Genomic DNA, 11,783 nt, shown 5'->3' on the forward strand with positions numbered 1-11,783 from the left:
TTTCGGATGCTGCTTGAAGGGACGTTGATCGATCGGGCAGCGAGAAATCAGCGCATCGCCGCGAGCTCAAGACTTTGTTGATGACCGAAGCATTCAGCGGCGCTTCAGCCACGCGGACAAAAAAAGAGCGGGGCCCTGGCCCCGCTCGAAAATTGTGTCGACCCTATTATCCCCGATCTTAAGATTTGATCTTGATTGACGGGGCGACGCTGCGTTTTGCGCGCCAGGGGCTCCTCCCGAGACTTGGACCACCAGACGTCGACCTTGCGGTCAGGCCTGAGCAAGAGGGATGCTAGATCAACTTTTCTCACTTGTCATCATTTTCGGCAACGATTGTTCAAAATTCGAGCAATGCACGAAACGATCGGCTGTTTACCCTGTAAGCGCATGACAAATATAAGAAATCTGTGGATAGGGCGGGCTTCGCCGCTGCCTGCAATGCGCGGGCGTCCCGGTCCCGTGGGCAGCCCGATCACAGTTTCCGGGAAATTCGCGCTGGCCCAAGAAGGCCGCGGAACTGACCTCGACTCGAGGGGCGGCCAGGTGTTTAGTTGGCGCACGAACGAATGGTTCGGCGGATGCGCGCACGGCTGCAAAAATTCCTACCCCTCGTCCTGCTCGCCCTGGCGATGCAGGTGCTGGCGCCGATCGCCGCGTGCTGGTCGGCCGGCCAGGCCGTGGCTGATCCGTTGTCCGCCGCCGTCATCTGCCACAGTACGGGCGAGCAGGGGGGGCTGAACGACCAGACCGGCACGCCGACCGCGCACGGTGCTGCCTGCGCGCTGTGTTGCCTGGCGCAGGCGGGTGCCTCGCTCGATTCGCCGCCGGAGGTGGCATTCACCATTCCCTTCCGTCACGCCGAACGCGTCTCGTGGCATGCCGCCGAGGTCTCCCCCCTCGCGGCCGATAAGGGCCCGAACGCCCAGGCGCGTGCGCCACCTTATTTTTCCTGACGACCCTCGCGGTCGCCGCGGCACGTCCGCCGGCGATTGATGTTGTCGATTGGCCGGAGCGAAAGCCGGCGTCAGGAATGCCCATGTCAGTTTCTCATGCCCGTCGCGGCGTGAGCATCGTTGCCGTTCAGGCCGCGCTGCTCGCGTCATCGAGCGGAGCCGTCGCCCAAGGCAGTAGCGCGGTCCTGCCCCCGGTGACAGTCGACGCGCCAGCCGGCCTTAAGCCGAAACCACGCAAACCGGCGGTGCACACTGCTGCGAGGAGCCGGTCGGCAAAGCCGGCGAGCGCGGCCGCGCTGGCGCGGCGTGGCGTCCCCAGCGAGCAGGGGGCGGGCAATGTTCGCCCGTCGCTCGCTGCTCCCGCCGCCGTAGTCCGCTATCAGCTGCCGCAGCGTTCGTTCAGCATCACGGCCAGAGAGGTCGACGAGAGCATCAACCTCAAGGACCCCGAAGACGCCGTCAAATACATGCCTAGCCTGTTCGTGCGGAAGCGCAACGACGGCGACAACCAGGCGGTGCTCGCGACGCGAAGCTGGGGCCTGAACTCCAGCGCGCGCACGCTGATCTACTACGATGACCTTCTGATCTCAGCGCTGATCGGCAACAACAACACGAACTCCTCGCCAAGGTGGAACTTGATTTCGCCGGAGGCGATCGGGCGGGTCGATTACCTCAATGGCCCGTTCGCCGCCGCCTATCCCGGCAACTCGATCGGAGGCGTGCTGCTGATCTCGTCAAAGATGCCGGACAAGCCGTTCGCGACGGCCAAGGAAACGGTCTCGGTGATGCCGTGGCATCAATACGGCACCAAGGACACGTATGTGACCAGCCAGACCAGCGCGACCGCGGGCAATCGCGACGGCGCCTTGTCGTGGCTGGTCAGCGCCAACTATCTCGACAGTTTTCAGCAGCCGCTGACCTACACGACCAGCGCCACGATCCCGGCCGGCACGACCGGTGCGTTTCCGGCACTGAACAAGCAAGGCGTTCCGGCCAACGTGGTCGGGACGGGAATCCTCGCGCATTCGCAGCAGACCTCGGGCAATGTCCGCCTCGCTTACGACCTGACGGCGCAGGTGCAGGCGACCTACTCGTTCGGCATCTGGAATAATCACCAGGTCTCCAATCCCCAGACCTATCTGCAGTCGACGGCGACCGGACTGCCGACCTTCAAGAACATCACGACGTTTGCGAATGCTAAATATATCTGGGACGAGACCCATGTCAGCAACGCGGTCGCGATCAAGAGCGACACCAAAGGCACATTCGATTTCGACCTGTCCGCCTCGAGCTACAACTATCTCGAGGACACCCAGCTCAATCCGTACACGGTGACGTCGACCGGCGTCGGATTCTCGCAGAACGGCAAGATCCAGCGCATGGACGGGACCAACTGGCAGAACGCTGATGCTAAGGGCATCTGGCGTCCGCCGGGCTACGATGCGCACGAGGTGAGCTTTGGCATCCATGGCGACCGGTATCGCCTGGAAAATCCAACTTACGGGTCGGCAGTCTGGTATCAGGCCTCGACGGGGACGGGACAGCTTTATGCAAACAGTGAGGGTGAAACGCGCACCGGCGCGCTATGGCTTCAGGATGCCTGGAAGATCCAGCCCGATCTGAAATTGACCCTGGGCGGACGCCTGGAGACCTGGCAAGCGCTCGATGGCCAGAACGTCGTGACCCTGGCCAACGCGGCGGGCTTCATCACCTCGTCGTTCACGACGAACCAGCCGGGTCTTGCTTCGACGAATTTCTCGCCGAAGGCTTCACTGTCCTACGATCCGAACAAGAATTGGAACGTCACGGTCAATTTCGGCGAGGCCTACCGTTACCCGACGGTTCTCGAGCTCTATCAAAACGTGACCGTCGGCAACACGATTACGGTCGCAAACCCCTTCCTGAAACCCGAGCAGGATTTCACCGGCGAGCTCAACATCGAGCGTCACTGGAATGACGGCCGTATCAGGTTGACCCTGTTCAGGGAGCGGACGAACCATGCGATCATCGCGCAGACCAACATGGTCAACGCGACCCAAAGCGCGACCACGTTCAGCAATGTCGATGCGATCAGGATGCAAGGCGTCGAGTTGTCCGCCGACAAGGACAACGTTCTCTTGAGCGGCCTGCAGCTGTTCGGCAGCGCGACTTACGTCGATTCGCGAATCCTGGCTGACGCGAGCTGGGCCGGCTTCGATCCGCTGACAAACCTGCCCGCCACCGTCGTCGGCAAGCGAGTCCCTTACGTGCCCGACTGGCGCGCCAAATTCGGTGTTACTTACAGGCCGAATGAGAGTTGGGCCTATACCGTTGCTGCCCGCTTCAGCGGCAAGCAGTATTCGACCCTCGACAACACCGATCGCATCTCGCACGTCTACGGCGCCTTCGATAACTTTTTCGTTGTGGACTTGAAGATGCACTACAACGCGACGAAGAATTTCGCGTTCGACTTCGGCGTCGATAATCTCTTCAACGAGCAGTATTTCCTGTTCCATCCGTTCCCGGGACGAACCTTCGTGGTCGCTGGCAAGTACACGTTCTGACGGGCGGGGCAATGTTGATGATGGCAAGAAAGGCAAACGACATGAACAAGCTCTCTCGCGTCCTGGCGCTCGCAGCGCTCTCCTCAGCAATATTTGTAGCACCCGGGCGCGCCGACGACGTCAAGGCCGGCGATCTCGTCATCTCGCAGGCGTGGAGCCGTGCGACGCCGGGCGGCGCCAAGGTGGCCGGCGGTTACCTGACGATCGAGAACAAAGGAACGACGGCGGACAAGCTGGTCGGCGCGTCCGCCGATATCGCGGGCAAGGCCGAACTCCATGAGATGGCGATGGACAACGGCGTGATGAAAATGCGTCCGCTCGACAAGGGGCTCGTCATCGATCCCGGCAAGACGGTGAAGCTCGCCCCCGGCGGCTCCCACCTGATGCTCCAGGAGCTGAAGGGGCCGTTCAAGCAGGGCGACAAGGTGCCGCTCACGCTGGAGTTCGAAAAGGCCGGCAAGGTTGCGGTCTCGCTCGACGTGCAGGGCGTCGGCGCGCAGGCGCCCGGCGATGCCGGCCATTCCGGCCATATGGAGATGAAGAAAATGCCGGATCATTCGGGAATGAAGATGTGACGAGCATGATCTGGATCTCCGGGAGACCGAACATGGCGAAGCGAAGCTGGCTCATTCTTCTCTGCGTCCTTGCGGAGGCGCCGGCGAGTGCGCACGTCTTCCTCGAAGGCAAGCAGGCGACGGTCGGCACGTCCTACAAGGCCGTGTTCGCCGTGCCGCACGGCTGCGCCGGCTCGCCCACGGTGAAGATCCGCGTCCAGATCCCGGAAGGGGTGATCGCGGTGAAGCCGATGCCGAAGGCGGGCTGGACCGTCGATGTCGTCGAGGGCAAATATGCCAGCGAGTACGACTACCACGGCAGCAAGCTCTCCTCCGGCGTCAAGGAGGTGGCGTGGTCCGGCGGCAAGCTGCCGGACAAGCATTATGACGAGTTCGTCATGCATACGGTCCTGACCGACGCGCTCAAACCGAACACGACGCTGTATTTCCCGGTCGTCCAGGAATGCGAGGCCGGCGTCAGCCGCTGGATCGAAATCCCGATGGAAGGGGCAGGGCATTCGCATGAGGGCAAATCGCCGGCGCCCGGCGTGAACCTGCTGCCAAAACCGTGATGCGCCTGCTCGCCGCGCTCGCGACGCTGCTTCTCATTGTCGGCTTCGCGACCGGCGCCTCGGCACATGCGGCGCTCGTCGCGGTCGAGCCGGCGAGCGGCAGCATGCTCAGCGCTGCCCCGAAGGCCGTGGAGCTGCGCTTCAACGAGGCGGTGACGCCGGGCACGATCCGGCTGATCGACGGCGCGGGCAGGGCGCGAGACGATGCGCGCGTCGATGCATCTAGCGAGATCATCTCGGTCGCGATGCCGCCGGACCTGCCGCAGGGAACGGCCGTGGTCAGCTACCGCGTGATTTCGCAGGACGGCCATCCGATCTCGGGATCGGTGATCTTTTCGATCGGCATGCCGACGGCGACAAAGCCTCCGGCCACCGTGGATGGCGGGTTGAATGCGCTGATCTGGCTTGCGCGGGTCGGTCTTTACCTCGGGCTGTTCGTCGGCGTCGGCGGCGTGTTCTTCGCGCGCTGGATTGCGCGGGCGATGACGGGCATGGCCCTGCCGCGCGTCGCGCTCGCGATCGGCCTTGCGAGCGCGATTGCGTCTTTCGGCTTGTTGGGCCTCGATCTCCTCGGCCTGCCGCTGGCGGCGCTTGCGACGGCCGGTCCCTGGAGAGTCGCATTAGCGACCAGCGCCGGCCCGGCGCTGCTAATTGCCATCGCGGCGATGCTGCTCGCTCGGGTGGCGCTGCGGAGTGCATGGTATGCGCGTGCTCTCACCATCATCGCGTTCATCGGCGTCGGTTTGTCGCTCGCCATGACCGGGCACGCTGCGACGGCGCCGCCGGAAGCGCTGACCCAGCCGGCGATCTTTCTGCACGGCCTCGGCGTCACGATCTGGATCGGCGCTCTCGCGCCGCTCGTCGCGCTGATGTCGAAGCCGACGACTGCGACGCTCGCTGTCGTGAACCGCTTTTCCCGCCTCGCTGCGCTGGCGGTCGCCGTGCTGGCCTTGACCGGCCTCGCACTCGCGATCGTTCAGCTTGAAAAGCCGGCAGCGCTGGTCGAGACCAGCTACGGCCTCATCCTCTCGATCAAGCTTGCATTGGTCACAGCATTATTGGCGCTTGCCGCGCTCAATCGGTTCCGGCTGACGCCGGCTCTGGCCCGAGACGAAAACGGCAAGGCGGCGCTCAAGCGCTCGATCCTGCTCGAGTGCACCATCGCGCTGGCCATCTTCGCCGTCGTCGCCGGCTGGCGGTTTGCGCCGCCGCCGCGGACGATCGTTCCGGAGACGCCGCTGGCGATCCACATCCACACCGACAAGGCGATGTTCCAGGTGCTGGTCTCGCCGGGCAAGGCGGGTCTCGATGATTTCGTGCTCCAGCTCATGACCGGCGAGGCGACGCCGCTTGCGGCCAAGGAGACGACCTTGACCCTGAGCCTGCCCGAACGCGGCATTGAGCTGATGGAACGCAATGCCGAGCTCGGACCGGACGGCTATTGGCACGTGCGCAAGGTCGAGCTGCCTTTTGCCGGCCGCTGGCATGTGCGGATCGATGCGCTGGTGACCGATTTCGAGAAGATCACGCTCGAGGACGAACTCGAGGTGGCGCCGCCCTAGGCGACGAGGTTCACGTCGAACCTGAAGGCAACGGAAAAATGACAGGAATTTCGCCGCGTTAGCGGCTTTTCCTCATTCCCGGTCTTGTGTTTCCGCCCCCAATCCGCTTTCACTGCAACCGATCACTGATTCCCAGAGTGTTGCCATGCGGTTGTCGCGGTTCTTTCTGCCCATCCTGAAGGAAAATCCGAAAGAGGCGGAGATCGTCTCGCATCGGCTCATGCTGCGCGCCGGCATGATCCGGCAGGAAGCGGCCGGCATCTATGCCTGGCTGCCGCTCGGCTTTCGTGTGCTGAAGAAGATCGAGCAGATCGTGCGCGAGGAGCAGGATCGCTCCGGTGCGCTGGAACTCTTGATGCCGACGCTCCAGCTCGCCGACCTCTGGCGCGAGAGTGGCCGCTACGATGCATACGGTCCGGAGATGCTGCGCATCGCCGACCGGCACAAGCGCGAGCTCTTGTACGGGCCGACCAACGAGGAAATGATCACCGAGATCTTCCGCGCTTACGTCAAGTCGTACAAGAACCTGCCGCTCAATCTCTATCATATTCAATGGAAATTCCGCGACGAGCAGCGTCCGCGCTTCGGCGTGATGCGCGGCCGCGAGTTCCTGATGAAGGATGCCTATTCCTTCGACCTCAACGAGGCGGCGGCGCGCGTCGCTTACAACAAGATGTTCGTCGCTTACTTGCGCACCTTCGCGCGGATGGGGCTGAAGGCGATCCCGATGCGCGCCGAGACCGGCCCGATCGGCGGCGATCTCAGCCACGAGTTCATCGTGCTGGCCGAAACAGGCGAATCCGGCGTCTTCATTAATCGCGACGTGCTAGACCTGCCGGTGCCGGGCGAGGACGTCGACTATGACAGCGACCTGACGCCGATCATCAAGCAGTGGACCTCGCTCTACGCTGCGACCGAGGATGTCCACGACGCCGCGCGGTTCGAGCACGAAGTGCCGGCGGACAAGCGGGTGAACACCCGCGGCATCGAGGTCGGCCAGATCTTCTATTTCGGCACCAAATATTCCGAGCCGATGAAGGCCCTCGTGGCTGGTCCCGATGGCGTCGACGTGCCGATCCATGGCGGCTCCTACGGCGTCGGCGTCTCCCGCCTGCTGGGTGCCATCATCGAGGCCTGCCATGACGAGACCGGCATCAAATGGCCGGAGGCCGTCGCCCCGTTCCGGGTGTCGATCCTGAACCTGAAGCAGGGCGATGCCGCGGTCGATGCGGCCTGCGAAAAACTCTATGCCGAGCTTACCGCCAAGGGCGTCGACGTGCTCTACGACGATACCGACCAGCGCGCCGGCGCCAAATTCGCCGCCGCCGACCTGATCGGCATCCCCTGGCAGATCATGATCGGGCCGAAGGGGCTCGCCGACGGCAAGGTCGAGATCAAGAAGCGCAGCGACGGCGCCCGCGAGACGATGTCGCCCGCGGATGCGGTCGCCCGCCTGGTTGGCTGAATATTGTTCATCGCCCGAGATCGCGGCCGCCAATCCGGCCACAATTGACCCCGAATCATGGGATTATCGAGCGATGGATGAAACCATGACCGAAACAGTTCAAACTGCGCCCTTTGCGCCATTCGAGTGGATGCTGTCGGCGCGTTACCTCCGGGCGCGCCGCAAGGAGGGATTCATCTCGGTCATCGCCGGGTTCTCCTTTCTCGGCATCATGCTGGGCGTGGCGACGCTGATCATCGTCATGGCCGTCATGAACGGCTTCCGGAAAGAACTGCTCGACAAGATCCTCGGCCTCAACGGCCACATCCTGGTGCAGCCGCTGGAATCGCCGCTGACCGACTGGAAGGACGTCGCCGACCGCATCAGCCAGGTCCAGGGCATCCGCCTTGCCGCGCCCGTGGTGGACGGCCAGGCGCTGGCGTCCTCGCCGTGGAACGCCTCGGGCGTCTTGGTGCGCGGCATCCGCTCCGACGATCTCAACAACCTCACCTCGATCGCCAAGAACATCAAGCAGGGCTCCCTCGAGGGCTTTGACGAGGGGCAGGGGGTCGCGATCGGCCGCAGGCTTGCCGACCAGCTCTCGCTGCATGCCGGTGACAGCGTCACCCTGGTGGCGCCGAAGGGCGCGGTCACGCCGATGGGCACGACGCCGCGCATCAAGCCGTACAAGATCGTCGCGGTGTTCGAGATCGGCATGTCCGAATACGATCTCGGCTTCGTGTTCATGCCGCTCGCCGAAGCCCAGGCCTATTTCAACCGCAGCAGCGACGTCACCTCGATCGAGGTGTTCACCACCAACCCCGACAAGATCGATGCCTTCCGCAAGTCGGTGACGGAGGCCGCGGGACGCCCGGTGTTCCTGGTCGACTGGCGCCAGCGCAACTCGACCTTCTTCAACGCGCTCCAGGTCGAGCGCAACGTGATGTTCCTGATCCTGACCATGATCGTGCTGGTCGCCGCGCTCAACATCGTCTCCGGCCTGATCATGCTGGTGAAGGACAAGGGCAGCGACATCGCGATCCTGCGCACGATGGGGGCCTCGCAAGGCTCGATCATGCGCATTTTCCTGATCACCGGCGCCTCGATCGGCGTGGTCGGCACGCTGGTCGGCTTCTTCGTCGGGCTCGTGATCTGCCTCAACATCGAATCCATCAGGCAATTCCTGTCCTGGCTGACCTCGACCGAGCTGTTCTCGCCGGAGCTCTACTTTCTCTCCAAGCTGCCCGCCGAGATCGACGTCGGCGAGACCACGGCCGTCGTCATCATGGCGCTGACGCTGTCGTTCCTTGCGACACTGTACCCGTCGTGGCGCGCCGCGCGCCTCGATCCCGTCGAAGCGCTGCGGTACGAGTGAGGGGCTGATGGAGCAGCAACGGGGGGCGGAAGATGTACCGGTCATTTATCTCCACGAGATAAAGCGGCAGTACTTGCAGGGCGAGGTGCCGCTGACGATACTCGACAATGCCAAGCTCGCGCTGTGGGCCGGGCAGTCGGTCGCGCTGGTGGCGCCGTCGGGCTCGGGCAAGTCGACATTGCTGCACATCGCGGGGCTCTTGGAAGCGCCGGATTCCGGCGAGGTCTATGTCAACGGTGCGCCAACCTCGCAGCTGGCCGATATCGAGCGCACCCAGCTTCGTCGCACCGATATCGGCTTCGTCTACCAGTCGCACCGGCTCTTGCCGGAGTTTTCCGCGCTGGAGAACGTCATGATGCCGCAGATGATCCGCGGCCTGAAGAAGTCCGAGAGCGTCAAGCGCGCCAAGGAGATTCTCGGCTATCTCGGCCTCGGCGACCGCATCACACATCGTCCGGCCGAGCTGTCGGGCGGCGAGCAGCAACGCGTCGCCATCGCACGCGCGGTGGCGAACGCCCCGCGCGTGCTGCTGGCGGACGAGCCGACCGGCAACCTCGATCCGCACACGGCCGACCACGTGTTCCAGGCGCTGATGCAGCTCGTCAAGGCAACCCAGGTCTCGATGCTGATCGCGACCCATAACATGGAGCTCGCCGGCCGCATGGACCGGCGCGTCTCGCTGGCCGACGGCCAGGTGATCGAGCTCGAATAGCTAAAGTTTCGAAAACAACCCCATGCACAGTAGCCAAGTGCTTGGCCGGACTTGCGAAAAAGATCGGCGACGGTGCTCCGCCGCCGCCTGAGGGCTCAAGGCCTGATCACGGTCAATTTGAACGGCCCGCCGTTGATCGCGGCATGCGCGACGGCCTCGTTGACGTGATCGAGGTCGAAGGCGGTCGTCGTGTATTCGTCGAGCCGTAGCAATCCGGCGCGCACCAGCGCGATCAGCCGGCTCGCCGCATCCGGCGGATACATCCAGACGCCGTGGATGCTGATGCAGTTGCGCATCAGCCAGGGGTAGGGCAGCTCGAGGCCGGGGCCACCGGCCATACCGACGCCGCCCATCAGCACGACGCGGCCATACGGGCGCACCGTCATGACCGCCGCGCGCACGACGTTGGTGCTCACCGAAGGCGGCATGATGTCGAACACGCAATCGATCGGGCCGGGCGCGGCGCGCTTCATCGCCTCGCGATCGTCGTTCTCGTCGCCGCTGAGCCTGACCGGCTTCACCCGCGCGCCGAAGCGGCGGACGAGGTCGGCGAGGATCTGTTCGTTGCGGCCGGGCGTCACCACGCAGGCCGCGCCCATCGCGAGTGCGACCGAGACGGCGGCACTGCCGAAATTGCCGGTGGCCCCGCTGACCAGCACGGTCTCGCCCGGCTGAAGCTTGGCGGCGAGGAAGCCGCCATAGGGCACCAGCAGCGTCCCCAGCGCGCACCATTGCGAGGCTTCCTCCGAGGTGATGCTGCCCAGGCGTTTGACGTTCTCGGTCGGCAGGCGCATCTGCTCGGCAAATGAGCCATGCCGAAAATGCTGTTGCAGGCGCATGCCGCCTGGGCCGGCGGCGGTAAGCCCTTGCAGCGCGATATCGGGCGCGACGACGTCGTCGCGCGAGCGCACCCTCGGGTCGCAGAACACCCACTCGCCGACGCTGAGCTTGGTCGCGTCAGGGCCGATCGCGCGCACCCGCCCGATACCGCCGGGGCCCGGAATGATCGGCAGATCGAGCGCGTAGTTGCGCGTCCCGTCGAAGACCTCGTTCATGTAGGACAGGACGCGGGTGGCGACGACATCGACGATGACCTCGCCGGTGCCGAGCACCGGATCCGGGGCGGTCTCGACCACCAGCGGTGATCCCAGGGATTTAAGTACGGCAGCTTTCATGATGTTCACCTCAGAGACGGGTGACACGCATATGCCGCGCCTTGGAAGTGCCGGGAAGGCCTGGTATTATCCTAGTATTCTCTAGGCCCTCCATCATGGGAACACGCCATGGCCGATCCGCGCCGCGTCGAATTCGGCGATTTCCTCCGCTCCCGACGCGAAAAACTGTCGCCGAAGACGGTCGGCCTTCCCGCAGGCCAGAGGCGGCGCACGGCAGGGCTCCGCCGCGAGGAGGTTGCGCAGCTCGCCGGCATCGGCGTCGACTGGTACATCCGCCTCGAGCAGGGCCGCACCGTCAGCCCGTCGGTCACCACCGTCGATGCGCTGGCGCGCGCGCTGCGGCTCAGCAAGACCGAGCATGCGCATCTGAAGGCGCTCGCCCGCGACGGCGACAGGCGCACCTTCACGCGTGAGATCGTGCCGCCGCCGATCCAGCGGCTGGTCGAGAGCCTGCCGCATCCGGCCTACATCACCGGGCGGCGCTGGGATGTGCTGGCCTGGAACGAGGCCGCCGAAAAGGTCTTCGCTTTCGGGCGCCTGCCGGAAGAGGACCGCAACACGATGCTGCTGATGATGACCAACAAGCAGACCCGCAAGGCCTATGGTGCGGGCTGGGCGGAGGTCGCCAAGCGCATGGTCGCGATGTTTCGGGCCACCCATGACGTCTGGGCCGGCGATCCTGCCTTCGCCGAATTGCTGACGCGGCTCCGCGAAGGCAGTCCCGAATTCGTCAAATGGTGGGAAGCGCACGAGGTCCGCGGTACGTGGTCAGGCCTGAAGACCATGTCCCACCCGACCCTGGGCGTGCTGCATTTCGAGCATACGAGTTTCCAGGCCAATGACGATCCCGCGCTGAAGCTGGTGATCTACACGCCGGTTTAGGGAATGAATTC

Annotated in this window: 10 protein-coding genes; 9 read left to right on the forward strand and 1 reads right to left on the reverse strand. The window is 64.2% G+C overall.

The window, feature by feature from the left end; all coding sequences use genetic code 11:
• The first annotated feature begins 578 nt into the window (after window positions 1-578).
• From JJB99_RS18305 to JJB99_RS18340, 8 genes are all read left to right on the forward strand, one after another.
• Window positions 579-953, forward strand: coding sequence for a DUF2946 domain-containing protein (locus JJB99_RS18305; protein ID WP_200493747.1), 375 nt, complete (start codon window positions 579-581; stop codon window positions 951-953).
• A gap of 83 nt (window positions 954-1,036) precedes the next feature.
• Window positions 1,037-3,496 (forward strand): TonB-dependent receptor, encoded by a 2,460-nt coding sequence (locus JJB99_RS18310; RefSeq protein WP_200493748.1) that lies wholly within the window; start codon window positions 1,037-1,039, stop codon window positions 3,494-3,496.
• Between the two features lie 41 nt (window positions 3,497-3,537).
• Window positions 3,538-4,071, forward strand: coding sequence for a copper chaperone PCu(A)C (locus JJB99_RS18315; protein ID WP_200493749.1), 534 nt, complete (start codon window positions 3,538-3,540; stop codon window positions 4,069-4,071).
• A gap of 32 nt (window positions 4,072-4,103) precedes the next feature.
• A complete protein-coding gene (locus JJB99_RS18320) occupies window positions 4,104-4,622 on the forward strand; it encodes a YcnI family copper-binding membrane protein (protein ID WP_200493750.1) in 519 nt (172 codons plus the stop codon).
• Window positions 4,622-6,184 (forward strand): copper resistance CopC/CopD family protein, encoded by a 1,563-nt coding sequence (locus JJB99_RS18325; protein WP_200493751.1) that lies wholly within the window; start codon window positions 4,622-4,624, stop codon window positions 6,182-6,184. The genes JJB99_RS18320 and JJB99_RS18325 overlap by 1 nt, the downstream gene beginning before the upstream one ends.
• A gap of 145 nt (window positions 6,185-6,329) precedes the next feature.
• Entirely contained in the window at window positions 6,330-7,649 is a 1,320-nt protein-coding gene (gene proS, locus JJB99_RS18330) for a proline--tRNA ligase (RefSeq protein WP_200493752.1), read from the forward strand.
• A gap of 73 nt (window positions 7,650-7,722) precedes the next feature.
• Entirely contained in the window at window positions 7,723-9,003 is a 1,281-nt protein-coding gene (locus JJB99_RS18335; RefSeq protein ID WP_200493753.1) for a lipoprotein-releasing ABC transporter permease subunit, read from the forward strand.
• Between the two features lie 7 nt (window positions 9,004-9,010).
• Window positions 9,011-9,715: an ABC transporter ATP-binding protein gene (locus tag JJB99_RS18340; protein WP_200493754.1), complete on the forward strand. Its 705-nt coding sequence runs from the start codon at window positions 9,011-9,013 to the stop codon at window positions 9,713-9,715.
• Between the two features lie 95 nt (window positions 9,716-9,810).
• On the opposite strand, the gene JJB99_RS18345 is transcribed toward JJB99_RS18340, so the two are convergent.
• Entirely contained in the window at window positions 9,811-10,890 is a 1,080-nt protein-coding gene (locus JJB99_RS18345) for a quinone oxidoreductase family protein (RefSeq protein WP_200493755.1), read from the reverse strand.
• Between the two features lie 108 nt (window positions 10,891-10,998).
• Here JJB99_RS18345 and JJB99_RS18350 point away from each other — a divergent pair, with 108 nt between their 5' ends.
• Complete coding sequence (locus JJB99_RS18350) at window positions 10,999-11,772, forward strand: helix-turn-helix transcriptional regulator (RefSeq protein ID WP_200493756.1); 774 nt, start codon at window positions 10,999-11,001, stop codon at window positions 11,770-11,772.
• Window positions 11,773-11,783 lie beyond the last annotated feature (11 nt).

Origin of the sequence: Bradyrhizobium diazoefficiens, assembly GCF_016616235.1 — a bacterium.
Classification (GTDB): Bacteria; Pseudomonadota; Alphaproteobacteria; order Rhizobiales; family Xanthobacteraceae; genus Bradyrhizobium; species Bradyrhizobium diazoefficiens_H.

Coding starts and splice junctions, on each gene's coding strand:
- JJB99_RS18345 (WP_200493755.1), bottom strand. CDS start 10,890: ATGAAAGCTGCCGTACTTAAATCCCTGGGATCACCGCTGGTGGTCGAG.
- proS (WP_200493752.1), top strand. CDS start 6,330: ATGCGGTTGTCGCGGTTCTTTCTGCCCATCCTGAAGGAAAATCCGAAA.
- JJB99_RS18315 (WP_200493749.1), top strand. CDS start 3,538: ATGAACAAGCTCTCTCGCGTCCTGGCGCTCGCAGCGCTCTCCTCAGCA.
- JJB99_RS18325 (WP_200493751.1), top strand. CDS start 4,622: ATGCGCCTGCTCGCCGCGCTCGCGACGCTGCTTCTCATTGTCGGCTTC.
- JJB99_RS18305 (WP_200493747.1), top strand. CDS start 579: ATGCGCGCACGGCTGCAAAAATTCCTACCCCTCGTCCTGCTCGCCCTG.
- JJB99_RS18350 (WP_200493756.1), top strand. CDS start 10,999: ATGGCCGATCCGCGCCGCGTCGAATTCGGCGATTTCCTCCGCTCCCGA.
- JJB99_RS18310 (WP_200493748.1), top strand. CDS start 1,037: ATGTCAGTTTCTCATGCCCGTCGCGGCGTGAGCATCGTTGCCGTTCAG.
- JJB99_RS18340 (WP_200493754.1), top strand. CDS start 9,011: ATGGAGCAGCAACGGGGGGCGGAAGATGTACCGGTCATTTATCTCCAC.
- JJB99_RS18320 (WP_200493750.1), top strand. CDS start 4,104: ATGGCGAAGCGAAGCTGGCTCATTCTTCTCTGCGTCCTTGCGGAGGCG.
- JJB99_RS18335 (WP_200493753.1), top strand. CDS start 7,723: ATGGATGAAACCATGACCGAAACAGTTCAAACTGCGCCCTTTGCGCCA.